General features: G+C 58.5%; 21 protein-coding genes. 14 read left to right on the top strand and 7 right to left on the bottom strand.

Annotation, left to right across the window (positions count from 1 at the left end):
* The first annotated feature begins 37 nt into the window (after window positions 1-37).
* Complete coding sequence (locus tag Poly24_RS01225) at window positions 38-1,345, top strand: DUF1501 domain-containing protein (protein ID WP_145089316.1); 1,308 nt, start codon at window positions 38-40, stop codon at window positions 1,343-1,345.
* 197 nt (window positions 1,346-1,542) lie between these two features.
* Here the strand turns inward: Poly24_RS01225 and priA are convergent, their stop codons facing one another.
* The 3 genes from priA to Poly24_RS01210 all read right to left on the bottom strand — a co-directional run bounded on the left by priA (window position 1,543) and on the right by Poly24_RS01210 (window position 7,506).
* Window positions 1,543-3,879 (bottom strand): replication restart helicase PriA, encoded by a 2,337-nt coding sequence (gene priA, locus Poly24_RS01220; protein WP_145089313.1) that lies wholly within the window; start codon window positions 3,877-3,879, stop codon window positions 1,543-1,545.
* A 275-nt stretch (window positions 3,880-4,154) separates the two neighbouring features.
* A complete protein-coding gene (locus Poly24_RS01215; RefSeq protein WP_145089310.1) occupies window positions 4,155-6,359 on the bottom strand; it encodes an ABC transporter permease in 2,205 nt (734 codons plus the stop codon).
* Entirely contained in the window at window positions 6,352-7,506 is a 1,155-nt protein-coding gene (locus tag Poly24_RS01210; RefSeq protein WP_145089307.1) for an HlyD family secretion protein, read from the bottom strand. Before Poly24_RS01210 ends, Poly24_RS01215 begins: the two co-directional genes overlap by 8 nt.
* A gap of 470 nt (window positions 7,507-7,976) precedes the next feature.
* Between Poly24_RS01210 and nadD the strand changes: the two genes are divergently transcribed.
* Window positions 7,977-8,579, top strand: coding sequence for a nicotinate-nucleotide adenylyltransferase (gene nadD, locus Poly24_RS01205; RefSeq protein WP_145089304.1), 603 nt, complete (start codon window positions 7,977-7,979; stop codon window positions 8,577-8,579).
* A 106-nt stretch (window positions 8,580-8,685) separates the two neighbouring features.
* On the opposite strand, the gene Poly24_RS01200 is transcribed toward nadD, so the two are convergent.
* On the bottom strand, window positions 8,686-9,558 hold the full coding sequence (locus Poly24_RS01200) for a hypothetical protein (protein WP_145089301.1): 873 nt from the start codon (window positions 9,556-9,558) through the stop codon (window positions 8,686-8,688).
* A 505-nt stretch (window positions 9,559-10,063) separates the two neighbouring features.
* Between Poly24_RS01200 and rpsD the strand changes: the two genes are divergently transcribed.
* The 5 genes from rpsD (at window position 10,064) to Poly24_RS01175 (ending at window position 14,520) form a co-directional block, all read left to right on the top strand.
* On the top strand, window positions 10,064-10,672 hold the full coding sequence (gene rpsD / locus Poly24_RS01195; protein ID WP_197452235.1) for a 30S ribosomal protein S4: 609 nt from the start codon (window positions 10,064-10,066) through the stop codon (window positions 10,670-10,672).
* Window positions 10,673-10,725: 53 nt separating this feature from the next.
* Window positions 10,726-12,153 carry a dihydrolipoyl dehydrogenase gene (lpdA, locus tag Poly24_RS01190; protein WP_145089295.1) on the top strand — a complete coding sequence of 476 codons (1,428 nt, stop codon included), beginning with the start codon at window positions 10,726-10,728 and terminating at the stop codon, window positions 12,151-12,153.
* A gap of 98 nt (window positions 12,154-12,251) precedes the next feature.
* Entirely contained in the window at window positions 12,252-12,644 is a 393-nt protein-coding gene (locus Poly24_RS01185; protein WP_145089292.1) for a trimeric intracellular cation channel family protein, read from the top strand.
* Window positions 12,641-12,892 carry a TRIC cation channel family protein gene (locus Poly24_RS27745; protein WP_145089289.1) on the top strand — a complete coding sequence of 84 codons (252 nt, stop codon included), beginning with the start codon at window positions 12,641-12,643 and terminating at the stop codon, window positions 12,890-12,892. Before Poly24_RS01185 ends, Poly24_RS27745 begins: the two co-directional genes overlap by 4 nt.
* A gap of 203 nt (window positions 12,893-13,095) precedes the next feature.
* Window positions 13,096-14,520 (top strand): SGNH/GDSL hydrolase family protein, encoded by a 1,425-nt coding sequence (locus Poly24_RS01175; RefSeq protein ID WP_231753399.1) that lies wholly within the window; start codon window positions 13,096-13,098, stop codon window positions 14,518-14,520.
* 113 nt (window positions 14,521-14,633) lie between these two features.
* Here the strand turns inward: Poly24_RS01175 and Poly24_RS01170 are convergent, their stop codons facing one another.
* Window positions 14,634-15,563: a nucleoside hydrolase gene (locus tag Poly24_RS01170; protein ID WP_315852227.1), complete on the bottom strand. Its 930-nt coding sequence runs from the start codon at window positions 15,561-15,563 to the stop codon at window positions 14,634-14,636.
* Between the two features lie 224 nt (window positions 15,564-15,787).
* On the opposite strand from Poly24_RS01170, the gene trpD reads away from it, so the two are divergent.
* The 7 genes from trpD to Poly24_RS01135 all read left to right on the top strand — a co-directional run bounded on the left by trpD (window position 15,788) and on the right by Poly24_RS01135 (window position 23,815).
* Complete coding sequence (trpD, locus tag Poly24_RS01165; RefSeq protein WP_145089283.1) at window positions 15,788-16,813, top strand: anthranilate phosphoribosyltransferase; 1,026 nt, start codon at window positions 15,788-15,790, stop codon at window positions 16,811-16,813.
* A 230-nt stretch (window positions 16,814-17,043) separates the two neighbouring features.
* Window positions 17,044-17,628: a hypothetical protein gene (locus tag Poly24_RS01160; RefSeq protein WP_145089280.1), complete on the top strand. Its 585-nt coding sequence runs from the start codon at window positions 17,044-17,046 to the stop codon at window positions 17,626-17,628.
* Window positions 17,629-17,859: 231 nt separating this feature from the next.
* The gene (locus Poly24_RS01155) at window positions 17,860-19,539 is read left to right on the top strand and encodes an AI-2E family transporter (protein WP_231753687.1); all 1,680 of its coding nucleotides are present in this window, start codon (window positions 17,860-17,862) and stop codon (window positions 19,537-19,539) included.
* Between the two features lie 148 nt (window positions 19,540-19,687).
* The gene (locus tag Poly24_RS01150; protein ID WP_145089274.1) at window positions 19,688-21,001 is read left to right on the top strand and encodes an APC family permease; all 1,314 of its coding nucleotides are present in this window, start codon (window positions 19,688-19,690) and stop codon (window positions 20,999-21,001) included.
* 131 nt (window positions 21,002-21,132) lie between these two features.
* A complete protein-coding gene (locus tag Poly24_RS01145) occupies window positions 21,133-21,738 on the top strand; it encodes a MarC family protein (protein WP_145089272.1) in 606 nt (201 codons plus the stop codon).
* 138 nt (window positions 21,739-21,876) lie between these two features.
* Window positions 21,877-22,089 carry a hypothetical protein gene (locus Poly24_RS01140; RefSeq protein ID WP_145089269.1) on the top strand — a complete coding sequence of 71 codons (213 nt, stop codon included), beginning with the start codon at window positions 21,877-21,879 and terminating at the stop codon, window positions 22,087-22,089.
* 319 nt (window positions 22,090-22,408) lie between these two features.
* A complete protein-coding gene (locus tag Poly24_RS01135) occupies window positions 22,409-23,815 on the top strand; it encodes a DUF2254 domain-containing protein (RefSeq protein WP_145089266.1) in 1,407 nt (468 codons plus the stop codon).
* A gap of 93 nt (window positions 23,816-23,908) precedes the next feature.
* Here Poly24_RS01135 and Poly24_RS01130 read toward each other — a convergent pair whose 3' ends face one another.
* Both Poly24_RS01130 and Poly24_RS01125 read right to left on the bottom strand, forming a co-directional pair.
* Window positions 23,909-25,012 (bottom strand): baeRF3 domain-containing protein, encoded by a 1,104-nt coding sequence (locus tag Poly24_RS01130; RefSeq protein ID WP_145089263.1) that lies wholly within the window; start codon window positions 25,010-25,012, stop codon window positions 23,909-23,911.
* A 228-nt stretch (window positions 25,013-25,240) separates the two neighbouring features.
* Window positions 25,241-26,386 carry an SGNH/GDSL hydrolase family protein gene (locus Poly24_RS01125; protein ID WP_145089260.1) on the bottom strand — a complete coding sequence of 382 codons (1,146 nt, stop codon included), beginning with the start codon at window positions 26,384-26,386 and terminating at the stop codon, window positions 25,241-25,243.
* Window positions 26,387-26,875 lie beyond the last annotated feature (489 nt).

The following is a 26,875-nucleotide window of genomic DNA, read 5'->3' as shown; positions in this document are numbered from 1 at the left end:
TTAGATCGGTGTGATAAGAAATTTGGAGCGATAGTCGATGGGTATCTCAAAAACGTGTGATGGTGTCAGCCGACGCGATGTGCTGCGAGTGGGAGCGTTGGCCGCTGGTGGGTTCTCGCTGACGAACTATCTGAGTATCGCCGAAGCGGGCGAGGTTCAAGCGGGAGCCAAGGCGCAGTCGGCGATTTTCATCAACCTGCCCGGCGGTCCATCGCACATGGACACCTTCGATCTCAAGCCCGAGGCGGATGACAAGGTTCGCGGGCCGTTCCGACCGATCAAGACGAACGTGCCGGGCATTGAGTTTTCCGAGCATCTTCCCAAGCTGGCCGGCTGTGCCGACAAGTTTGCGATCCTGCGTGGCGTCAGTCACACGCTGGCCGCTCACGCGTTGGGGCAGGAATATGTGAACACCGGTTCGCGTCCGCTGCCATCGTTGGAGTATCCCGGTTTCGGATCGGTCGTCTCGATGGAACGCCCTGGCGATCGCGAGATCCCCGGTTTTGTGGCGGTCCCCAATATCAATCAACGTCCCGGTTTCTTGGGAGTTCAATACGCGCCGCTGAATACCAACGCAACACCTCGAGCGGGACAACCGTTTGCGGTCCGAGGCATCAAGCTGGCCAACGGGATGACGGTCGATCAGATGCGTCGTCGCCAGGATCTGTTGAGTAGCTTGGATCGGCGGATGGCGTCGATCGAAAAATCGAGCTCCTTGCTGCAGGGACTCGATCGCTTCAGCGAGCAAGCCTATTCGATGATCACGTCGACACGCACGCGGCAAGCTTTTGACATCAGCAAAGAATCGGAAAACATCACCAAGATGTTCGACGATCAAACCTTCAGCCAAAGCTGTCTGTTGGCAACGCGGTTGGTAGAGTCGGGAGTGCGGTTTGTTGGTCTGACTCTAGGCGGCTGGGATACGCATGTCGACAACTGGACCAAGTTGAAGTCGGGGCTATTGCCGCAATTGGATGCCGGACTCAGCGGCCTGCTGAATTCGTTGGCAGCCAAGGGGCTGTTGGAATCGACAGCGGTCTTTGTGACCGGCGAGTTCGGACGGACCCCGAAGATCAACACCCGATCGGCCGAAGGAGGCCGCGATCACTACCCACGCTGCATGTTCATGCTGATGGCGGGTGGCGGCGTCCGCGGCGGCCAGGTGATCGGCGAGAGCGACGACACCGCATCAGCTCCGCGGCACGAAGCGATCACCCCCGACGATGTCGCAGCCAGCTTCTATCACAACCTGGGTATCGATCCGACGAAGGAATATCACACCGAAACGGGCCGCCCGATCACGCTGGTCCGCGATGGCAACGTGATCAAACAGCTGTTTTCGTAACGGGTTGTGATCTGAATTGTGTCGAGCAATCATTATTAAATGAGCGAGTCGGGAGTTTGGGCTCCCGATAGCCGCGCTGCGTCATTTTTTGTTTCCGCCGTAAACCACCAATACGGCGGCTGCGACGATGATGAAAGCGATCAGGCCGATGGCGAGAAGTCCAAGCATTGTCATGTCATTCCTGTGAGTGAGGGTTTCTAAAGCATATCCAGCGGATCGATGTCGACAACGTATTGGATGTCTTCGCCCGATCGATGCTCGCTGGTCGCGGTGCGGATCACGTTCCCTAGCATTCCCGCGTCGGGGCACTGCAGCAGGATATGGAATCGGTATTTGCCACGCAGCTTGGCGATCGGCGGCGGCGCGGGGCCGAGGATTCGAATTTCGGCTTGCTGTGCATCGCGAGCCCGTTCCAGGCTGCTGACCAAGTTGTCGGCGAAAGCTTCGGTTAGTGTTTCCTCGCTGCCACGGATGATGATCCGGGCGATACGGCCAAAGGGCGGGTAAGCGAACTTCTGTCGCTGCTGCAGCTCTTCTTCGGCAAACTTGAAGTAGTCGTGTTTGGACGCGGCTTGGATCGCTGGATGCTCGGGCGTATAGGTTTGCACGACCACTTCGCCACCAGCGTCTCCACGTCCGGCTCGGCCCGCGACCTGAGTGACCAGCTGAAACGTCCGCTCGGCGGCGCGGAAGTCGGGAAAGTGCAACGCCGAATCGGCATTGATCACGCCGACGAGGGTGACGTTGGGAAAGTCGAGCCCTTTGGCGATCATCTGCGTTCCCAGCAGGATGTCGATCTCGCCGCTGCGGAATGCCGACAGCACGCGTTCGTGGCTCCCCGGGCGTCGCATCGTGTCGCTGTCCATCCGAGCGATGACCGCTTCGGGGAACTTTGCCTTGACTTCCATCTCCAGCTTCTGTGTTCCCAGCCCCGAATAACGGATGCCATCGAATCGGCATTCCGGGCACCAGGGAGGCGTTCCGATCTGGTAATCGCAATAGTGGCAGACGGCTTTGCTGCCATCGCGGTGATGCGTCAGCGGCATTTCACAATCGGGACAGGCGACGACGTGACCACACGAAGGGCACTGGATCGTCGTGGCAAAACCGCGGCGGTTCAGCAGCAGGATCGCTTGTTCTCCTTTGGCCAGCGCCGCGCGAGTCGCTTGCATCAGCGGGCGGCTGATCGACCCGCCGGTGCGATCTTCCTTCAGTCGCAGGTCGACAAGTTGCACGTGAGGCATCGGGCGATCGCCGACGCGTCGATGCAGCGGGATGCGTTTGTAAATTCCCTTCTTCGCGGCATTCCACGATTCGAGAGCCGGAGTGGCCGATCCGAGAATCAACGGAATCCCCTCCAGATGCGCTCGGTAGCGGGCGACATCGCGAGCGTGATACCGCGGGATCGTGTCCTGTTTAAACGACGCGTCGTGCTCTTCGTCGATCACGATCAGTCCCAGGTGAGGCGTCGGAGCGAAGATGGCGCTGCGGGCACCAACGATCACTTGAACCTGCCCTTCGGCGATCCGTTGCCAGTGATGGTTCCGTTCGACGGGGCTCATGTGGCTGTGCAGCACAGCGACGCTTTCGAAACGATCCTGGAACCGTTGGCGAGTCTGCGGCGTCAGGCTGATCTCTGGGACCAGCACGATCGCTTGGCGGCCGAAGCGTTGCAGGTGTTCGATCGCTTGGATGTAGACCTCCGTTTTGCCGCTCCCCGTAACGCCGTGCAGCAACAGCGTCGAATGTTTTCCCGAGTCGAGAGCAGCGCAGATTTCGGCAAGTGCCGCGGACTGTTCTTTGGTCAAACTGTGGGCGTCGGTCATGACGTTGTTACGCGACGGCAGGATGCCAGGCGTCATCACGCGGCGGACTTCGCCGACGATCAATTCTTTTTGCAACAGCTGGCGAATCGGTCCCTCGGTGCAGCCGGCTTGGTCGGCTAGATCGCGGAGCGTCATCGGTTCGGCAGCGGCGATCAGATACTGCAACGCATACTGCTGTTTGGCTGGCAGTTTCGCCACGACGTCGTCGTCCAGCGCTTGTTGCGTCGGAGTGAAGAAGGTGGTCGCACGCGTGCCGGCTCCCATCCGCACTCCCGCCGGAATCAAGGCGTCGAAAACCTGGCCGGGTTGTGCCTGGTAGTAGTGCGCCATCCAGAGCACCAACTGGATCAGGTTGGCGTTGCAGAGCGGTTTTTCGTCGAAGCAGGAATCGATCGGTTTCAGTGCCATCCCGCCGGTCGTCGTCGCGGTGACTTTCGTGCACCAACCGGTGATCGGTTTGCGTCGCTTGCCCAGCGGAACTTGCAATCGCATGCCGGGGCGAACGCTGTCGACAAGTTCGCTGGGGACGCTGTAATCGAACGGGCCAAAAGGCATCTCCGAAAAGACGACCGTTGCAACGGTGATCTGTTCATGGACATCGGTTTCCCACGCGGGCCCATCGAGGCTGAACAGCGAGCCTTGAGGGTCGTTGGCGGCGGGATCGGAATCGGATGACATGAATTCGTTCGGCAAGGAGAGTTCGGTCATTTCAGGATAATCTGCCGGAGACGATTTGAAGAGATGGTGTAGCCACGCCCACCACCACTACCATCGGTGCAACGCTCGACAACAACGGTCAATCTTGTCTAACCGCAATGCCGTCAACGAAGCGTAGTGGACGAGGTTACGAGTCCTTTTGCATCAGACCAAACCGCTGGGACTCGTAACCTCGTCCACTACATCCCGCCGCGAATTCTTTCGACGGTCCGAGGCTCCTTCATTGAACCGTAATGCGGTTAAACAACTGAAGCCCCTCCGATTCGCTAGCCGAGCGTTTTGCGGAATCGGGCTAGGCTAAGCCCCAGTACGATCACGTTGCAGAGAAACAGCCCGGCGACGGGGGCTAGCAAATCCAGCAGGTCGGCCCCTCGCAAGACGACGCCACGCAGGATCTCGATGTAATAGGTGACAGGAATTCCGAACGAGGCGAGGTAGATCGGCCAAGGCATCTCGCTGCGAGGGAACATGAATCCCGATAGCAGCACCGAGGGCAACATGATCATGAAGGCAAACTGCAGCGCTTCGAGCTGCGTTTTGGAGATCGTCGAGACTAGCAGGCCAAGGCCCAGCGAGCAGGTCATGAACAACAGCGTGAGGCAGAGCAACAGGGTGAGGCTGCCGTGGATCGGGACGCCAAAAACGAAGACCATCGCCGACAGAACGATCAGCGTGGCGATGAAGCCAAGGACGGCGTAGGGGACCAGTTTTCCAAGCAGCAGCCCACTGCGGCTGACCGGTGTAACGAACAGTTGTTCCAGTGTCCCCAGTTCGCGTTCGCGGACGATGGCGAATGAGGTCAGGAAAACCGTCACCAGTTGCAGGATGATGCCGACCAATCCTGGGACGAAGAAATGGGAGCTGTCGAGGTCGGGGTTGTAAAGCAATCGCGGCCGGATCTCGATCGGAACCGCACCGCGTCCCAGTTCGTCTCGGGCGGGGGCAACGTGAAGGTTTTCGCTCATGTTCTGAGCGATCGCGATCGACAGATTTAGGCCCAGCAATTGGGCGGTGTTGAGGGCGGTCGTGGCGACCTGGGAATCGCTGCCATCGATCAGCAGTTGCACCGAAACCTGCTCGCCGCGGACCATCCGGTCGCTGTAGTTGGGCGGTATCCGCAAACCGACGCTGGCACGCCCCGAGGTCATCGCGCGGCGGAACGATTCGTCGTCCAACACTCGCTCGACCGTCGTGAATCGCCGCGTGTTGTGAAACGCGTCGACGAGCTCGCGCCCCTGGCGGCGACCGTCTTGATCGTAGACGACCATCGCGATGTTTTCGATCTGCGTATCGAGAGCGAATCCGAAAATGATCGTCTGCATCAACGGAACGAGCAGCAGAAAGACGAGCGTCGATGGCTGGCGGCGGACGTGAGCGAACTCCTTGGTCAGGACCGCGACAAAGCCGCTGGACCTTCGCCGCGGCGGAGATCCGCTGGGGGACGCTGGACTTGGTTTCTGCAGCGGCTCCGATTCGTCGACGGCTTCGTTGGCAGCAGCTTCCGTTGGCGCGGGGGCTTGAAAACTGTCGGGATCGCGTTCGGCAGCTTGCGTCAACGTGACAAAGACATCTTCCAGGGAAGGTTCGACCGGCCGCAGTTGGACTTGGTCGGGTTCGGTCTCCATTCGGGAAACGAGTTCGCGATCGGACAGTTCCTCCGCCAGCAGCAGATGGATGGTGTCGCCGAACAGCGTCGCATCGAGGACGCCGTCGATCTCCCGCAATTCGGACAGCCTTGCCGTTGGCGAATCGATTCGCATTTCGCAGCGCCGCGTTCCGGTGGGCGTCACGTCGGGCAAGCGTTTCAAATCCGATGGTTTGCCACGCACTAACAGCCGCGACAGATAGATGTATCCCACATCGGTGCAGCGTTCGGCTTCGTCCATGTAGTGCGTCGTCACGAACAGCGTCACGCCGCGCCCTGAAAGTTCGAACAGCAGATCCCACAGACGCCTTCGCGCGACCGGATCGATCCCGGCGGTTGGTTCATCCAGAAACAGCAGGTCGGGTTCGTGAATCAGGGCACAGGCCAGAGCCAGCCGTTGTTTCCAGCCGCCCGAGAGCGTGCTGGCGAACTGGCTGACACGGTCGCCCAGTCCGGTGAGCTCGATCACCTCGTCGGCTCGCCGCTCTAATTGGCTCGGCGAGAGCCCGTAGATTCGTCCGTAGAAATCGATGTTTTCTCGAGCGGTCAGGTCGCCGTAAAGACTGAAGCTCTGCGACATATAACCGACGCGATGCTTGATCTGTTCCGATTCGGTGCGAACGTCGTGCCCTAGGACCGTCGCGTCGCCGCCGCTGGGAGGCAGGATGCCCAACAGCATCCGAATGATCGTCGACTTGCCGCTGCCGTTGGGGCCCAGCAAGCCAAAGATCTCTCCTTTGCGGACGTCGAAGCTGACGTCTTGCACCGCGACCAGATCGCCAAAGCTGCGCGAGAGATTGCGGACCGAAAGAACGTTCTCATTCATCGGCGTTCTTCGCTGACGGTTGCTCGATTTCGCCCAGCCAGAGGTCGGCGGACATTCCTGGCCGCAGTCGATCCAACCCTTCGACGAGCGTCGCCTTGATGCGGAAGACCTGTTTCGATCGCTCTTCAGGCGTCTGGATGTTGCTGGGCGTGAATTCGGCTCGCCGCGCGATGAAGCTGATCTCGCACGCGAACCGCTCGTCAGGAAAACTGTCGACGCTCATCGGCAACCGCTGGCCGACCTGAAGGTCCAGGTGGTTTTCGGGGACGTAGGCGCGGACCCACAAGTTGGTGTTGTCCATCAACGACATCACCGGTCCGCTGGCACTGACCAGGTCGCCCGGTTGCAGTTCCAACGCTTCGACCACGCCGGCGACCGGGCTGCGGATCACCAGTTCGTCCAGCCGCTGGCCGATTGCGTCGAGCGTGGCTTGAGCTGCATCGCGGGCGGCGGCAGCTTGCCGGACCAATTCGTTGCGATAGCCGTTTTTCATCAGCTCCCACGCGGCCTCCGCTTCGGCCAGCTTCGCCTTGGCTTCGTCCAATTCCTCCTGCCGCGTACCCGCTTCCAGCAATTGCAGTTCGTTGTTGCGGACGGTCAGGTTGGCCCGAGCCGACTTCATCTTCTCGTCCGCCTCTTCGTACTCTTGCTGCGAGACGGCGTTGCTGTCGCGGAGATTGCTGGCTCGATCGAGCGTGCGTTGGGCGAGCGTCAGCTCGACTTCCGCCGCTTGTTGGCGGCCCTTGGCGGCGGCGATCTCTTCCGGTCGCGGGCCGTTGGTCAGCTTTTCCAGTTGAGCTGCGATCTGGTCGACGCGCGCCTTGGCTTGGCGGATCTCTTCGGGCTGGTATCCGGCGGCCAAGCGATCGAGATCGGCTTGCCGCGCCGCGAGTTGGGCGGCCGCTTCGCGCTGCGATTCGATCAGATCAAACGGCTCCAGCCGTACCAGTTCCTGTCCCTTGGCGACGGTAGCTCCCTCTTCGACCAGCACCGCCGCGACGCGTCCGCCGACGCGCGAGCCGATCCGAATCTCGTCGGCTTCGATAAAACCAGAAACCTTCAGCGGCCCGGTCGCGCGCTGGCTGTACGCCAGAACGCCGATCAACACAGCGGTCAGGAGCGCCAACGGTGCAATGCGTTTTATCATCGGTGGAGGTTGTGTAATGTGATGGAACTGTCGGTAGCGATGTAGATCTCACTTAGTTTAACCGCAATACCGTTTAGCGAAGGCGCTTCGGACCGTCGAAAGCATTCGCGGCGGGATGTAGTGGACGAGGTTACGAGTCCCAGCGATTTGTTCTGATGCAAAAGGACTCGCAACCTCGTCCACTACGCTTCGTTGAACGATAGTGAGCAAAAGGACTCGTAGCCTCGTCCACTACGCTTCATTGGACGGTATTGAGTTTAACCGCGGCGGCATCGCCCCGCGCGGCTGTCGTTGGCGTGGACGCGCGTCCCGTTGGGCACGCGGTTAAACGAATGGTGCGGACCTGAGGACTGTTGGGCACTCGAGTCAAACGATTGGTGTGGGCCCCGCGACATTTGGTGGCGAGTCGCTTATAGTTCGATCCGGCGGTGGCGGAGTTTCGGTGGAGAGTGTTAAGAGGGTCTTCGGTGATGCGGATCGGTATCTTGGGCGGGTCGTTTGATCCGGTGCACTATGGGCATCTGATGTTGGCAGAGCGAGCTCGAGAACAGCTTGAACTGGACAAGGTCTTGTTTGTCCCCGCGGCGACGTCGCCTCTGAAGCCGACCGGTCCGGTGGCATCGAGTGAGTCGCGGGTTGCGATGCTGCAACTGGCGATCGGCGGGAACGAAGCGTTTGAAGTCAGCCGCGTCGAGATCGATCGCGGCGGCGTCAGCTACACCTTGGATACGGTGACAGCGATTCGCGAACAGTTCCCACAGGCGGAGTTGTTTCTGATGATGGGAGCCGACCTCGTCGGTCAGCTCGGCGACTGGAATCAACCTGAAAAGATCTTCGCGATCGCCAAGCCAGCGATCATGAATCGGGGCGGCTACGACGCGGCGACGGCTGCGGAGATCGAACCGTTTCTGACTGATAGCGAATCAGGGCAGGTTGCCTTTTTACAGATGCCACAGATCGAACTATCGAGCAGCGAGCTGCGCGATCGGATCGGTGCGGGTAAAAGCATTCGCTACCACACGCCGCGAGCTGTCGAAGAATTCATCCGCGCCGAAAGGTTGTACGTTTCGTAGCGTGCGTGTGCTGCGAAGCTCGCGATAGCCGGAAAACGAAAAAACCGCAGCCTCCAATGCAATGGAAGCTGCGGCTTTCAAATTCGTTCGCGAACATGGCCGATGATTATCGGTAGATCGATCCGCCCGTGTTTGGCGAAGTTGCGGTGGGCATCGAATACGACGAGCTAGGCGATTGGGTGGCCGGTGTCGTGTAGGTCGATGGAGCCACCGAGCTGTTCATACCAGGGTAGGCAGTTGCCGAGCTGGTGCTGCCGGGACGGTAGCCTCCAGGACTGGCAGCCACTTGATTGGCTGGCGTGGTTGGGTTTGCATAAGTCGCTTGGGTTGCAGGTGGTGCTGCATAGCCCGCGGGGTTCGTTGGAGTGGCGTAGCCTCCGGGGCCCGGTGGCATGTAGCCAGCTGGGCTGGCAGACGCGGCATACGGCGAAGCCGAACTGGCCGTTGCACCGTAGGCTGGACTGTTGGTTGCACTTGCTGTGTAAGCGGACGGAGCACTTGGGCTGGCATAAGGTGCCGCAGCACCGTAAGGCGAAGTTGGTGCGGCCCCGCCATAAGGGCTCGTTGGCGTCACACCGCCGTAAGGCGAAGCCGCTGCGGTGCTGTTGTAGCCGTTGGCCTGAGCGGCAGCGGTGGGCGTGCCGTAAGGCGAGCTCCCACCGGGAGTGCCATAAGGGCTTGCGTTTCCGTAAGGGCTTGCTGGAGCGGTGGTGGTCGACGCGGCGACTTGCGTGTTGGTCGATTGCCCCGACTTGCCGGTCGCTGCCGAAGCGATCGCCGTTGGCGTGTGGTTTTCGCTTGGCGGAGCTGGGTAGGTCGCGGTGGGCCCGCTACCAGCCAAAGTTTCTGCCGAAGGCTTTTTGCCCCACGAGAACAAGTTCTTGCCCGGCATTGCTGTCTTACAACCGGTGGTCCCCAGAGCCATGACTGCAATGCTGGCTACGGCGACGCGGTTCCATGTCACTATACGGCATCGCATAACGATGTTCCCTCAAACTGGCGAGTTTAGGGAAGCTGGAGCTTGCGGACGTCGTCTGGATAGAAACCAGTCGCGATTCGCAAAACCCTTCTTCCCTGAAGTGTTTTATTTGGAGTGAGTGCCCCGCACCGAATGTGTGGGGGCATCACAACGTTCCTATCAGAAGGGTTTCGGCCTGCGAGATCCGCTGAATCCAACTTATCCGCAGATTTTACCAAACTCCACTAATTGGGCCCGGATACTAGAACCGCAAGATTGCCGACGTCAATGTCGACTGAGCAATCCTATCGCGCAAAAGTTGGCGAATGTGGCGATTCATGCCCGATTCGAAAGCGGCGCTCTTGCAAAAAGCAAGGTATCCAGTGACAATCCTGGACTTCAAAAGAAATCAGGCGCGACCCTCCAGGATCAAGAATCGATCCTGTCGCTGGGATCGTGCCACTGCGTAAATCTACGCGAGGTAACGACTTACACCCTTTCTTGCACTCCCTTAGGAGCAATGTCGATGGCCCGATATACCGGACCCAAAGCACGTATTAATCGCCGTTTAGGCGCCATGATCTATGAAACCGCCGGTGCTGCCCGCGCGATGGAACGCCGCAATACCCCTCCAGGTATGCACACCCGCGGCCGTCGCCCCAGTAACTACGGTCTGGCGTTGATGGAGAAGCAAAAGATCAAGCACTATTATGGCTTGGGCGAACGACAACTGCGACGCTACTTTGACGCGGTCAGCAGCAAGCAAGGAAACACGGGTGAGTTGTTGCTCCTAATGTGTGAACGCCGACTGGACAACATTGTTCGTCGCTGCGGATTCACCAAGACTCGCCCGCAAGCACGCCAAGGCGTGACCCACGGCCACTTCCTGGTCAACGGCGTGAAGGTTACCAAGCCAAACTACCTGCTGCGTCCCGGCGATGTTGTGGAAGTTCGCGATCGTGACGGCCTGAAGAACCTGTATCGTGGCGTGATCGCCAATGCTTCGCCCGATGCATTGGACTGGGTCGCCTTCGACAGCGAAAACCTGAAGGCAACCGTGCAAGGGCTGCCCGGCCCTAGCGACATCAGCCTGCCCGTGGATGCTAACTCCGTGGTCGAATTCCTGTCTCGCTAGGTTTCCGCAGATTCGTTTGCAGATTCCTCAACTTGCTACCCTGAACAAACATCATGCATTCATCGCTCGTTGTATTGGGCGGAGGTCCAGGTGGCTATGCCGCCGCGTTCCTGGCCGCCGACGAAGGTCTGGACGTCACGATTGTCGAAGCCGATTCGCGGCTCGGCGGTACGTGCTTGCTGCGAGGTTGTATCCCCAGCAAGGCGTTGTTGCATGTGGCTCGGGTGATTAGCGAAGTTCAGGAACTCAATGAAGACTGGGGCGTCAGCTATCCTGGCGCTCCGTCGATCGACATCGATAAGGTTCGCGGTCGCAAAGAAACGGTGATCTCGAACCTGACCGGTGGCCTTCAAGCGTTGGCCAAACGCCGCGGCGTCAAAGTCATCCACGCCAAGGGCGTCTTTGAAAACAGCACCACGCTGAAGCTGGAAGGGGACGATGCGTCGATCCCCGAAGGCGGCAAGATCACGTTCGATCATTGCATCCTGGCGACCGGCAGCGTTCCGTTTGTTCCGCCGGCGTTTGACATCGGCAGCGATCGCGTGATGGACAGCACCGGCGCGTTGGAACTGAAAGACGTTCCCGAAACGATGCTGGTTGTCGGTGGTGGATACATCGGCCTGGAACTTGGCAGCGTCTACGCTCAACTGGGCAGCAAGGTTTCGATCGTCGAATTGATGGACGGCCTACTGCCCGGCGCCGACCGCGATCTGGTCAAGCCGCTGCAAAAGCGGATCGAAAAGCTCGTCGACGGCCGGTTGTTCTTGAACACCAAAGTCGGCTCGCTTGCCGAAGAGAAAGACGGCGTTCACGTGACCTTCGAAGGGCCCAACAAGTTTGGCAACGAAGTCTACGACCGCGTGCTGGTTTCGATCGGCCGCCGCCCCGTCAGCAAGGGCTTTGGCCTGGAGAACACCCAGGTTGTCGTCAACGCCAAGGGATTCGTCGAGTGCGATTCGCAACAGCGGACCGCCGACCCACACATCCTGGCGATCGGCGACGTCGCAGGCGAACCGATGCTTGCACACAAAGCCAATCACGAAGGTCGCGTCGCGGCCGAAGTCGTGCTTGGCAAGAACTCCGCCTTCGACAAAGTGGCGATTCCCGCAGTGGTCTTCACCGATCCGGAAATCGCTTGGGCTGGCCTGACCGAAGGTGAAGCCAAAGCTGCCGGCCGCAAGGTCGATGTCGAGGTCTACCCCTGGGCGGCCAGCGGTCGTGCTCAAGCGATCGGCCGGACCGAAGGTTCGACCAAGTGGCTCGTCGACCCCGAAACGCATCGCGTTGTCGGCTGTGGAATCGTGGGTGCCGGAGCTGGCGAATTGATCGCCGAAGCCGTCCTGGCGATCGAGATGGGCTGCGAAGTCCACGACATCACCGACAGCATCCACCCGCATCCAACGCTCAGCGAAACACTGATGAACGCGGGCGAAGTCCACTTCGGCACGGCGACGGAAATCTACAAGCCGAAGAAGAAGTAAGCTGCCTGCCTCGGCACGATTCTCCTGCGTGCTGGGGTTTTCATGTGCTTTAACGACGGCCTGCTTAGCCAGCCCGTCGTTCGCGGATTGCGTGCCGTATGCTTCAACCAATCGAGTTTGCTGCGGTCGTAGCCAGCGCGGTTTATGGAGTGCTGCTGGCCCGGCGGCACGACATGGATTTTGTTGGCGTCTTTAGCCTTGCCTTCATCGTCGCCTTCGGTGGCGGAACGCTCCGCGACTTGTTCCTCGACCGGCATCCGCTGTTCTGGATTCAAGAGGACCACTATCCGGTCGTCGTCTTCGCTATCGCATTGGCCGCCTACGGCGTCCGGCGAATCCCCGACCGAACGGAGTCGATCCTGAGCATTCCCGATGCGCTCGGCTTGGGGCTGTTTAGCATTGCCGGTGCCAGTGCAGCCATCGAAGCGGGGACCTCTTATTTCATTGCGTCTTTGCTAGGAGCGGTGACGGGCACCTTTTTGGGGGCGTGATCGGAGACGTGATTTGCAATCGTGTGCCCAGCCTGTTTCGGCCTTCTCCGATGTTTGCCACCTGTTCGTTTGTTGGCTCGTGGATCTTTCTGTTGCTCGATGCCTGGCCGGCCACTCGCAGCTATGCTTCCACGGTTGGAATCGTCGTGGTTGTCGCATTTCGGCTCGCGGCGCTTCGTTTCAAGTGGCGCCTCCCGCATGTTGGGGAAGGCGTGGCGGACGACCTGCCCAACAACGATGCAGCTTGACTGATTGGGCTCGGTCGCAACGTTGCAGAGCGACTGCTCGACTCGATGCGCCGGATGGTCCTGCATCGGCTGCTCGAAGCGGGTGATTCGATTCGCAAAATGGGTAGGGTTTTAAAAGTTCTAGTCAGCTTGCCAGTCCGCCCATTGTTAAAATCGAGGTGAGATTGAGGTCGTTAATCCACTAACCCTCCAGGAACAACTGCGTGAGTCTTCGAAACATCGCCCTGTCTGTATTTTGCGTTCTCTTGTTCGGCCTCGATGCCGCTGCCGATCAGCCCCAAACCCCAACGCTAGAGCCGGTCGCGTCGGTTGGCGTGGCAATCCCGGCGCCCCCGTTTGACGACGGGGAACGCGTCTGCTTCCTAGGGGACAGTATTACGGCGGGCGGATACGTTCAAACCCTGATCGCCGACTATTACCTGACGCGATTCCCTGAGAGGACGATTCACTTCTTCAACGCCGGTCGTTCGGGCGACACCGCCAGCGGTTCGCTCTCGCGACTCAAGGAGGATGTCATCGACAAGCGGCCGACCTCCGTTGTGATCATGTTCGGCATGAACGATGTCAGTCGCGGCTCTTACACGGCGAACCCGACCGACGCGCAGAAGGTCCGGCAACAGCAGGCATTGGACCGCTACAAAGCGAAGATGAAAGAAGTCGTGGCGCGGCTCCGCGATGAGGCGAACAACCCCAAGCTCTACTTCATGACCCCGTCCCCCTTTGATCAAACGGTGGTGCTGGATCGCGACAACAATCAGCCCGGCTGCAATGACGGCTTGGGGCGATGCGCCGAGATCGTTCGCCAACTGGCACTCGAGAACAACGCCCCGGTGATCGATCTGCACGGCCCGATGACGGCGATTAATCTCCAACAGCAAAAGCGCGATCCGACCTGGACGATCGTCGGCCCCGACCGCGTCCATCCCGGATCGCCTGGGCGATTGATGATGGCGTGGTTGCTCCTGAAAGCCCAGGGTGTTCCCGCGACCATCTCCAGGACGACGATCGACGCGGCGGCAGGCGCGGTCACCGAGAGCGTTAACGCGGACGTCACGTCGGTGGAGCGAAGCGAGACGGGTGTGAAGTTTGTGTCGCGCGAGGAGGCGTTGCCGTTTCCGATCAACGCGGGACCGATGGAGCTGTTGGACTTGCTGCCGATCGGCGACGATCTAGCTCAACAAATCCTGAGCGTGACTGGCCTATCCAAAGGAACTTATGAGTTGCGGATCGATGGCGCTGCGGCGGGGCAATACAAAGCGGAGGAGCTTGGCGGTGGGATCAATCTGGCGTTCAACAAGGCGACGCCTCAGTACAAGCAAGCTCAGCGCGTTGCCGAGTGGAATTCGCAGCGGCGCAGCGCCGAAGCGTCCGCTTGCAGTCTGTTGAATACGCGCCGCTGGATGCAGAGCTACTACAAAGTGGATGTCGATGACCCGCAAGCGGTTCAAGCTCACTACGATCATTTCGAAGATAAGAAGCAGTATTCGGCGGTGATGGCCAGGAAGTACCTAGAGGACTGGCCGAAATACAGCGAGTTCCGCAAGCGAGCTGCCGAGCTTCAGCAGACGGCCGAAACGAGTCGCGAGTCCGTGCCTCACACCTTTGAATTGGTGCGAATTTCAGGCTAAACCGCTGCGGAGAGGAGGTCGGCTGAAGCCTTTACTCCAGCGCTGGAGTCATAGGCTTTAGCCGATGTACGGCGAGTCGGGGAGGAGGTCGGCTGAAGCCTCGACTCCAGCGATTACGTGCATTGCCCCGCGAAGCGCAGGCCGCGGACGACCTGATTGACTGCGGCGGTTGCGTCGATCGTTCGCGCGACTTCGGCGTTAAACGACCACTCGCGATGCTGTCGCCGATCGCTAACCGTTTGACCGCGGGTCAATTCGCCGCGAGTTTCGACGTCAACGGCCATATCTTCCCACGTGAACAGCTCCGGCTCCAAAAACCCTAGCAGTGCCACCGGATCGTACAACGGAATCGTTTCGCGGCCCAAGTTTTGGACGTAGCTTCGGAATGCGCACAGCAGCAATTGGTGCAACAACTGCCCCGCGCGCGTCTGTTTCGACGGCAGGTTTTCGATCAGTTCGATCGAGAATTCAACCTGATCGGTAACGTCCAACGGCAAGAGACTCTTGGTCGTCGCCGATTCGATCACGCTGCGAGCCGCCACCGGATCGAAGTACATGTTCATTTCGGCAACGGGGGAAATGTTGCCTGGACAAGCGACCGCGCCACCACTGATCACCAACCGATCGACCAGCGATTCGAGTCCCGGTTCACGTTGGAACGCACGGGCGACATTGGTTAGCGGCCCCAGGCAGATCAGCGAGACTTGATTGGGATGCTGACGCAGCAGTTCGGAAATAATTTTTTCGCTCAGATGCCGATGCTGGCGATCACTGGGCTGGTAGTTGCAGCCCGCCAAACCATCAGCACCATGCAGCACGATGTCGTTGATCACCGAAGCCCCTTCGCATGGCGAAGCAATCCCGATCCGGGGATATTTCGGCGGATCGAGCTGTTGGATCAGCCCCTGGACATTGGTTGTTGCCTGGTCCGCATCAACGGTTCCAGCCGTCGCCGTAACCGCCAAGACTTCCAGCCGCGGGTCAAACAACGCCATTGTGAGTGCGATCGCGTCGTCGATTCCGGGATCACAGTCAATTATCACTTTTCTTGCCATAGGTGCGATTGTACGGTTGTCAACGCGGTGGCGAAACGGGGATTTTGTCCGCTGCCGTCGGGAAATGGACATTCGCACCCAGGCTGCCCTAGATTGCCGGTGTTGTGGTCCCCATCGATTGCGTCTATCGGTATATTGGCCTCCAACGGGCATGCCCTGCGATGCCAACGCCCCTCCAATGCCTTCTCTGTGCCGACAATGTTGTATTGAATATGAGCATCCAGATTGACGAAGCAATCGCCACCGCGCAGGCTGGCAACGATTTGTCCGCGGACGATGTGCAGGCATTGCTCGGCACGATGTTGTTAGGGCAGGCCAATGATCAACGGATTGGCGAACTGTTATTGGCGCTGCGTGCCAAAGGAGAATCGGTCAGTGAACTGGTTGGCGCGGCGCGCGCAATGCGTCAACACATGACTCCCATCAAGTCCCAAGGCGGCGTCCTGTTGGACACCTGTGGCACCGGTGGCGACGGATCGGGAACGTTTAACATCAGCACCGCCGCGGCAATCGTAACAGCGGCAACAGGCATTCGCGTCGCCAAGCATGGCAACCGAGCGATCACCAGCAACAGCGGTTCGGCCGATGTGCTTTCCGCGTTGGGAGTCAAAATTGACACCGATCGCGATGTGGTGGAGCGATGCCTGGAACAGGCAGGGATCTGTTTTTGCTTCGCCCCTCGGTTGCATCCGGCGATGCGGCACGTGGGTTCGATCCGGCGTCAATTGGAAGTGCCGACGCTGTTCAATTTGCTTGGCCCGCTCTGCAATCCTGCCGCGGCAACGCACCAAGTGCTGGGCACCGGCCAAGCATCGACACAGCGGAAACTGGCCGAAGCACTGCATCAACTGGGAACCGAACACGCGGTTGTTGTTCGTGGACACGACGGACTCGACGAAGTGACCTTAAACGGCCTCACCTCGGTGATCGAAGTGACGGGCGAAGGCTGTCGCGAAACCGAATGGTCTCCCGCCAGCTTTGGGCTCGATCCATCGGGCCCGGAAACGATGCTGGCCGACGGTCCCGACCAGAGCGCCGCGATCATTCGCGCGGTACTCGATGGCCAACCTGGACCGGCACGCGATATTGTGATTGCCAATGCCGCCGCATCGATCTGGCTGTGCGATGCGGATGACAACCTGATCACAGCGGCTCAACGAGCCGCGGATGCGATCGATTCGGGGCAAGCGCGACGCACCCTCGAAACACTATCTGAGATCACAACCTCGGCCCAGTAACGCAGCAGTTCCCGCATCGACGGAGAACAATGAGCGACCGCGTCTGCCAGCCACCGCGACGATTGCCACCGCTCCCTCCGGCGGGAAAAGCCGGCATACAACATCAAACGGCTCTGCTGTCGGATGTACAGCTCAAGTGTCGGGGAGGATACTGCCATGCCCGTCTAGGCGGTGGCATAAGTGGATAAAATATGGATCAACAAACTTTCCAAACGAACAACGGTAAACCCATGAACACATCTCTTGAAGCGGTCGCGTCTGCCGACAAAGTCGACTCGAAAGCGCAACCGAAATCTGGAGGTGCCTGGAAAACTCGGCTCGCCATCCTCTGCTCGATGTTGGTCCTTGCGATCGCTGGGATCGGATTCACTCAGGCGACCGACTCGGGCGCGTGGGAGTACTGGTTGTTTGTGGTGATCGTCTACGCGGCACTTGGGCTTTGGAAAAGCGTCCGCAGCGCCAGGCAGGCGGGACAATCTATCCACAAGACGATCGTCAGAGAATTGTCTCACTGGGGGATCTTGCTTGGTTTCCTCGCCGTCCTGCTGATGTTGGAGCGTCGCGAGATCATCAACCGCGATTCCGCTTCCTACTTTGCGGTGATGCTACTGGCGTTGACCTGTTGCTTGGCGGGGGTTCACATCGACTGGCTGCTGCTGGTCGTTGGTATCTCCTTGACGCTCATGGTATTGGCGATGGCGATGCTGGAACAATTGTCCGCGTGGCTCATCATGATTTTAGTGGCTTGCTTGGCAGTCGCCTTTTTCTATTTCAAATCCAAACGCGACGGTTCCGCCGTGAAAGCCACCAAATAGTTCCCCAATCGGTTGCCCTGACACAGCGGTACCTTCCTAAGCAAGTTTTACATGTCCAGCGATTCATCGAATCTTACCGCTCCGTCACCTCCGTCAATTCTTCAACAGAACTGGTGGCACAAGCCGCTGATTTGGGGTGTATTCCTCGCGTTGATCTACGCATTGCGAGAATTCTTTTTCATCGGATTTCTGACGTTTTTGTTTTGTTTCATAATCCGCAGCTTGGTGGCGATGATCGCCCGTCGCTTTGCACCGCAGCGCCTCCCTAGCCGCAGACTTGATTTACTACTCACGTTGTCCATCTTCCTGTGTCTGTGCTTGTCACTCTGTGGACTCGGCTGGTTCTTTTTGCCTCCGCTGATTCACGAAGGCAAGAGCCTGGTGGTGCAGATGAAAGACACCACGGCCGCCGAAGTGCAAAACACGCTGTTGGCCCATACCGTTGGGACGTGGAAATTCAAGCATCAGTTTGGCGCTCCCGCGGACCCACGCTACCAAAAAGGGATGGCCCAGTTTCTCGCAGCTGGCCGCAGCGGCGAGGGGTTGTACCAGGAGTTCCCCAAACTCCACTCAAGACTCAAAGCCGAATTTGAAGCCGAATACGAACAAGCTCAAGTGCTTGACCTACAGTCGCAAGAGAGCGGTGTGGGTGTGTCGTTTCAGAAGTGGTTCATGGAGTTCAAAGCACCCGACATCTTCCATTCAAAACGCGACTACTACGTTTCTCGCTGGCAAGCAAGCCAAACGTCAGAAGAGGCAAGTCAGGCGACAGACGACAAACCGGATGCAACATCAAGCCTAACCCAGCCGACCGATTTTGAATCTCGCCGCGATGAACGTATCCGGCAGCGAATATGGGCCGATGTCAACGCCGACCCTGTGCTATTGGCCCAACTCAGGAGCGAGTGGGCGCAAGCGATTTCGATCCAGAGATGGACAGTATTCCGCGAATCGGATGCATATCAAACCGAGTTCCAACAGTTTTATGAGACTCAGTTTGCGGACCCTTCCAATAACATACCGATCGACTACACCTATTTTGACGCCTTGGCCACAGCCTACCCCAAAGGGAAGCAGGCCTTTTTGCAAGTGGTGGATCAGCATCAACAGACAGCAAAAGAATCGCCTGAGCACCAACGGTTCGATTTTGAATCGGCAACAAAACTGGATTTGGGGCAGCAGTGGTGGGCCACCAGTCCGATGGCTGACTGGGTGCGTGAACATGCAACCGAAGATGGCCCCAGAATTCTCGAAGCAGGCGTCAAGCGAATGGACCAAGCGCTCGGCCACGTGTTAAGAATCCCGGTCCAGATTGGTACCGCACTGCTGTTGGCAGTTTTCATGTTACTGGAATGGGAGGGAGTGAAGACCGGCGTCGCTAATATTCGCAACACCCGACTACGATCGGTCTTCGATGAAATTGCGCCGGGGGTCACCGCGCTGGGTAAGCTGATCGGCAAGACCTTCCAGGGCCAAGTCACCATTGCCGTAGTCAATGCCTTTCTGACGCTGATTGCGCTGTGGATAATCGGTGTAGAGTACAAGTTCATCCTGGGGTTGGTCGTGTTCTTGCTTAGTTTCATTCCCGTGGTTGGAGTGATTCTGTCGGGCATTCCACTGTGTGGAGTGGCCATCCTGCAACCAGGCGGATCGCTGTTGATGGCGGCTCAGGTGATCGCGGCGATTGCATTGATCCATTTGATCGAGGGGATGATCTTGTCGCCACGGATCATCGGCAAGATCGGACATTTGCATCCGGTGCTAGTGATCGCCATCCTGTTGATCGCGGAACACTTCTTCGGAATGTGGGGGCTGGTTCTAGGCGTCCCGGTCGCCATCTATCTGATCCGAGTGGTGCTGCTCGATTCACCCATTCCCGGAATCTACGAGCCTGACCGCAAGCGGCAGTAAATCCACAGCCTCACCGCGACCGATGACCTCGCGAGTGATTGGGTCGAACTGGGATGTTCACCAACGCAGGGTGCCCGGTTCCTGAAGCCGCTGATAAAATTCTCGAGATTCGTTTCTCGATTCCATTTCAGAGCAGGATATTTCCTTCGTGTCGTCCACCAGTGAGCCCAAACTCGGTACGTTCTCTACACTCTCCATCGGTATCGGCGGCATGGTGGGAGGCGGGATTTTTGCGGTCACCGGACTCACGATCACCGCAACCCAAGGTGGCGCGCCGATCGCGTTCTTGATCGCGGGGATCGTGGCGTTGTTGACAAGCTATTCCTACCTGAAACTGACGCTCAGGTATCCTGGCGTCGGAGGCACTGTCGACTTCCTCAATCGGGCTTTCGGCAACGGCATCTTTACCGGTGCGGCGAACATCCTGCTGCTGCTCAGCTACGTCGTGCTTGTCGCCGTCTATGCCTATGCCTTCGGCAGCTACGGAGCCTGTTTTTTCCCCGAGCCAGACAGACCCATCTGGACTCACTCGCTGATCAGTGGCGTGATCATTGGGTTGGTGGGCGTGAACGCTTTCGGAGGAAGTCTGGTCGTCCGCGCGGAAAACGTTTTCAACATCCTTAAGATTTTGCTTCTGGCCGCCTTCATCGTGGCTGGACTTGCGACCCCAATGGAATGGAGTCGGTTGGGGACAGAGTATTACGTGTCGCCGATGGGTTTAGTCGCCGGAGCGATGTTGATCTTCTTAAACTACGAAGGCTTTGAACTGATTGCCAACGCCTCCAAAGATGTGGCCAATCCCAAACGCTCGCTCCCGATTTCCTATGTCGGCGGTGTGCTGATCGTGATTGCGATCTACATGCTGATCGTCACGGTGGTTGTCGGTCACCTGAGTTTCGCGGAAGTGGCCAGCGACAGCGACACCGCACTTTCGGTCGCTGCACAAGACGTCTTGGGAAGAACGGGATACATCGCCATTGCGATCGCCGCGCTGCTGGCGACAAGTTCGGCAATCAACGCAACGTTCTACAGCACCGGACGCTTGGCTTACATCATCGCCAAGACAGGTGAACTGCCTTCGGAACTGAAGCGATCGTTTCGCGGCCAGCATCTGGAAGGGACGCTGATCACTGCGGCTCTGGCATTGGTCGTCGCGAACTTTGTTCCTCTGGATGCGATCGCGACAATGGGGAGCGCAGGATTTCTGTTACTGTTCTTGGCTGTCAACGTTGCCAACGTCCGTTTAGCCCGTCAGACCAACAGTCGCGCATGGTTGTCCGGGCTAGCAGCGCTCAGTACGCTGGGCGCCATGATCGTGCTGTGCGTGGAGGTCGACGAGAATCCGGCGACCCGAAACCATTTGTGGATTTTGGTCGGCATGATTGTAGTTTCGCTGACTATTGAGATCGTTTACCGCCGCTTCACTGGACGCGAAATACGCCTAAGAGAGACCCCCGATTAGAATGCGAAAAACGGCGCTCACTAGCTGCGGCTCAGGAGCCGACCCAACCCATGTCGCAGGGATTCGGACGCGGCGCACACGAGGGTCCTAATGCGTACACGCCAGACGCTTAACAGGAAAGTGATGCAAAGATGAATGAACAAATCCAAGCCATCGTAACGATCCTCTCGTTGATGAACCCTGCGATCTGCGCAGCGATGTTTACTGCGGTGGAGGCGGACCGGTCGTTCGGCGAAAAGGCAACCGACGCCACCAAGGCAGCGCTGGCGATTTTGGTGATTCTCTCGATCGCCGCGTTGATTGGAACACAGTTACTGCACGTGTTCGGCGTTTCCTTGGACGCCTTCATGGTGGCGGGCGGCGGCGTTCTGGCGTGGATGGGGTTCTCCATGCTCAACCGCCAGGCGGGTGCCGAAGCCTCGAAGTCGGAGCATTCGATGACGCCCATGATCCTGTTTGCCGCGAGCCCCGGGACAATCACCGGAGTCATTACGCTGTCGGCGGTTCACACTCAATTGAAGTTGCCGATCACCGCGCTGGTGGCGATTGCCTTCGCGACGGCGTGCACTTGGCTCGTAATGCTGCTGGCTGCCCGGTTCGCAGGCGCACAAAACGGCGGCGGCTTCCTGCGGGACACCATGACACGCTTCATGGGGCTGATCGTTTTGTCGATGGGCGTGCAGTTCGCGTTGACCGGCTTTCATGCGTTCGCAAGAAGCGGAGCCGTCGCCGGTTGATCGAAGAGTGCCGCATGATCCTGGAGTCGTTCGGAACCATTTCGAGTGATACAATTAGCCCGCTCTGCAACTCGGTTGCCGTAGCAATCGCGACAGCAAAACCGTCAACAACTCTTTTCCATAGAAACCGTCCATCCGATGTCAAAACCAAAAGAACACAAGCACGATAGCGACCATCAACATACATCGCATCACAACGCTGCGAAGTCGAAGAAGATTCATCACGATTGGCGGTTCTGGACCGCCATCGTGTTAATGGGATTGGCGATGGCGGCCTATGTGCTTTCGTTTGACGAGTCGCTTCGTCCTGGGGACGTAGACCAAGCCGAAGTCCCCATGTCAGCTGAATAAAGGCCAATGAAGCAGCAAGCTTCCGCCCTGAACCGCGACTCGGCGACTCCGGCAAAAGTCGTGTCACCACGCGAGACATGAAATAGACAGCTGCAGGATTTGCCATCAGCCGCAGTCTCGGATTCAGCCCTCACGCCCGTGTTTCGGCATGGCGTGTGGGCTTTTCAAACGTTCAGCCACGATGCCTGGAGAGCGTTGGCGCGGCGGCAGCCAGTGACCGCCAGCGTGCGTCGCGAAAGCCATCACCTGGCTTAACGCAGCCAGCCGCGTGACTCCAATTCGGTTTCATCCCCACCTCTTTTGAGAGTCCAGCATCCCTATGAATGCGTCGATCATCACGCTCTGGACACGCGTTCGAGACAGCTATTGGTTCGTCCCCTCGCTGTTGGTTGTTGGTTCGATCCTGCTCTCGTTTGCCACAACAGCGTTGGACGAATCGCTCGGATCGGACTGGATCGATGACATCGACTGGCTGTCGACAAACCAACCCGAAGGTGCACGGGCGGTACTGTCGACAGTTGCCGGGTCGATGATCACCGTCGCGGGTGTGACGTTTTCGATGACGATCCTCTCGATCTCGCACACAACGTCGCAGATCGGACCGCGGCTGCTGAACAACTTCATGGCGGATAAAGCCAACCAGTTCACGCTGGGTGTTTTTATATCGACCTTCATCTACTGTTTGATGGTCTTGCGAACCGTTCGCAGCGCTGAGAGCGCACCGCCGGGCAGCGACCCGGCCGGCGATCTGGCTGGTGCGTTTGTGCCTCAGATCGCGGTGGTTGTTGGTGTCTTGATGGCGATCGCCAGCGTTGGCGTATTGATTTTCTTTATCCACCATGTCCCTGAGACGATCCATGTCTCGAACATCATTTCAGACGTTGGCAAAGGGTTGAACCGACACATCGATGACCAGTTCCCCGCGCGCGTTGGAGAACCGGGGGACACCGAAGGCGACGATGCTACCGACGCTGAAATGCCCGCCGGGTTCTATTCAACAGCGTGCCGGGTCGACTCGACAGTCGTCGGCTATCTGGAATACATCGACGGCGACGGGCTGATGAAACTGGCGGTCCAGCACGACCTCGTCTTGAAGATTCAACGCAGCCCTGGAGACTTCGTCACGCCGTCCAGCTCGCTGCTGCTGGCATCGCCGCAAGACCGAATCGATGACTCCGTCTCCAAAGCCTTGGCGTCGAGGTTCATCTGTGGTGTGCAACGCACGGCAACGCAAGACCTTCGGTTTCAGGTCAATCAATTGGTCGAAGTCGCGATGCGTGCACTCTCTCCCGGGGTCAATGATCCCTTCACGGCGATCAGCTGTATCGATTGGCTGCAGGCGGCGTTGGAAAACTTAGCAGCCCGCGAACTGCCTGAATCGCATCGCTATGACGAAGATCAAACGCTTCGTCTCGTGGCGACGCCCGTTACGTTTGCCGCGTTTGCGTCGCTGGTGTTCGACCAATTGAGGCCCTACGTCGCAGCGGATCGAAATGCGGCGTTACGCCTGATGGCGATGCTTGGCGATCTCGTGGTACAACCGATGTCCGCGCGAGACCAACGTCTGTTAGCGCGGCACGGCTGCGCCCTCCAGCGCGAATGCCGAAAAGCTCAGACCGACCTCCGCTCGCTCGGGGCGATCCACAAATGCTACCGCGAACTTTTGCGACGGAGCCACGATCCAGCGCGTCGAGCGGAACTTCACCGACGAGGCGCTGCGACTTAAGCTTCACGGCGAGACTGCGGTCCCAGCATCACCTGTTGACGGTTATTCCACGCGTCGAAGCCAATGCCGAGAGTCGTTGGGAACGGACGAACGTTAGAACCGCAAAATCGCAGCCACCTCGACTCCCTGAGGCATTTGCTGCTCGGGGCAACTTGCGACTTCCCCCCCATGACGCAGCGTCTCGATTACGATCGAATTCAATGCTTCGCCAATCGCAGGCTCACGTGAAATCATCACCGATTCAACGCGTCCATTTTTCGCAGCCGTGCGGACTTCGGCGAGGTCACTTGACGCTTGCGATCGCGACAGCGCCGTCCCAAATCGCTCAAAGAACGGTCCTGCGTTGGACGCGGATTCGTCACCGAGCGTCGAGCGTAATTGGGCCAGCAACTGCGTTTCATTCGATCGCGCAGGGCTGCCTTCCACGTGACAGGCGATGCAGAGATCGGACGTCGCAGCGAAGTGCCCGCCGACTTCGGTCGTCGCCATCAAAACCAAGGGCATGCCTGAATTGTAGATAGCGCCCGCGACCTCTTCACTGACCCGCGACAGGTAGTTTCTGCGATCGGCTTCAATCTTCTCTTCCCCCTCCCCCTGCCCATGGAACATCGTGGTCGATGTCCCTGCCGTGTTACCGACGCGACGATGACTCGTATGCTGCAGACTTTCCTCGGGGTCGCGTGGCAAAACTAAGTCGTGGAACTTTGCCGGCAACAACTTCGTTTCCACCGACTCCAACGACTCACCATCGGATCGGAACAGCCGCGCCTCGTCCCACGTTAGGGCGAGCAGAAAACAGGCGTCGACGGCGTGACGAGGACTGATCAGCGGAGCAATCACGAAAGAGTCCCCCACGGTGACGCTCTCCTCGAGATGCCGATTAACCTTGAATGCAAAGCACTGATCCGAACACAAATAGATCGCGAGACCGTCGGCTTGATGTTGCCAGAAATCCGCACTGGTCGATAGCGATTCAGTGGGGGCGAGAATCGAACAATCGTCCCCGGCGGCTTGAAGTTGCTCGGTCGCCTCGCGGAGCAAATTCTTCAGCCGGATCGCCGCTTGTTGAACTTCACGGCCGGTCCGATGCGTGGGCATCAAGATCGAAACACAAGGCGAGGATGAAACCGAGGCGAGCTTCCTGAGATCTTCCTGTTGAACGGTGCGGAGTGTTGTGGCTTGAATCGTTGTCGACATGACAGACCTCGGGGTGACGTGTGCAAGAAATAACCTTTTCCTGCTCACCTTCGCTGCAAACCGGATGCCGACCGAAAACCATTCGCGAACGCTCGAACGGATTTCTCGCGATTGAGGCGTCTTTCGTTGCCACCGAACACCCGATTTCAGGCCGAACACACGGGCCGCACCCTCTTCCGATCCAAGCTCAATTTTTCAGTAGTGAGGCACAGCCAACACTGCAGGAACTCACTTCCCTTCAGCGAGCGCACCTTGCAGAATCGGCTCGAACTGCAACGCTTGCCGCATGAACCCCAGGTCGCTGGCGTGCGAACCGTCGGTCGCCCCTTCCGAGTCATCCCCATACAGCGTATCGCCCGTGATGTAATGCAGGTTGGTCACGCCGTCGGCGACCAGGCTGGCGTGCGCCGCCTTGAGTGCAGCATGATTCCGCGTGTGATGCGCTTGTCGTGCCGGCAGAATCCAATCGTTCGTGTTGCGACGATCCTCGACAAGGAGGATCGGAGTCGCCGGGTGCGCCGCGCGCAGTTGTTTGATCAGCGGAATACATTTGGCCGTCACATCAGCAGGCCCCATGTTCGGCAAGCAATCGATGACAAACGCTGCGGCATCGACTTGCGTCAGGTAGTCGCCAACCTCTTTGTCCATTCGGCCATTGCCCGAGAAGCCCAAGTTGACCACCGGCCGATCCAATCGGCGGCCCAATATTGCTGTGTGAACCATTCCGGGACGACTGGCACACGCGCCGTGCGTGATGCTGGTCCCATAGAACACGATCGGCTTGGGCCGCGGCGCAAGACCTTCGAAATGACTCCCCGGCTTCACGCCGATACTCATAAACTCCACGCCGTTGTACAGCGGCAGGTAGGCGGCATACTCGCGCATCCCCTCTGCCAAATCGCCGACGATCTTTACTTTCATCTCTTGCGAGGCGGGCCGCGTGACTTGAACCCATCGCCAGTCCCCCGCTTCATCGCGTGCGTAGAGATCAACCCCACTGACGCCCGTCGCAGGCATATGTGGCATCGCCAAACGAGATTTCTTCAGTTTGTAATGGACATGAATCTCGGTCGCATCCGTTTTAAAACGAACCATCATTCCAGCACTATCGCGACTGAGGTTCCACACATTGGAGGTTACCGATCCTTCTGCCGACGCCGGAAAGCGATCAAACCACTGCTGGCGTTCTTGATCGGGAAGGATCCGGCCTTCGACTCCCCACTGCGTGACGTCGTACCAGTCGAGTCCATCGACCGTCTTCTTGGCGACCGCCATCTCGGGATCAAGCTGGTCGATCGCAACGTCTTGAGCAAACAAAGGGGATGCGGTCAGAAGGAGCCAAGTAGCGAGCAAGCTGCGAAACAACGTTGTCATCGGAGGTGGTTCTCAAGGTGGGAGTCAAACAGGAGAGTGAGTGTTGGCAGCATTATAGCGAACCACCAAATCGATCGCGAGCATTCACCGATTCCTGTCCAGCAATTCCACCCTCCAAACGAAGTTGGGAGGGTCGAAGAACGAGCGTTTAGCGAGTTTTTCGGGGAGGGCCGTCCGCAGGATCGACCGACGCGGAATCACCAAAAACTCCCCTCCCCGAACCGCGCTGCGCGGGTTCGACCCTCCCTGAGGGAGGGTGAAGAAGGGCCAGAGAATCCCATCCGAGCAACACCGACAAACAACCAACACAACAACTAGACACCGGCCCTCCAGCAAGCTCACACTGAAATTGATCAGATCGTCACTTTCGCACGCGAGAACACCTACAAATCTTTAACACCGGCACCCGCCCAACGAAGTTGGGAGGGTCAAAAAATGAGCGCTTAGCGAGTTTTTGCGGGGAGGGCCGTCCGCAGGATCGACCGACGC

It is taken from the genome of Rosistilla carotiformis (assembly GCF_007753095.1).
Taxonomy (GTDB): domain Bacteria; phylum Planctomycetota; class Planctomycetia; order Pirellulales; family Pirellulaceae; genus Rosistilla; species Rosistilla carotiformis.
Note: the sequence above shows the minus strand (reverse complement) of the source record. Positions and strands in the feature narration are given on the sequence as shown.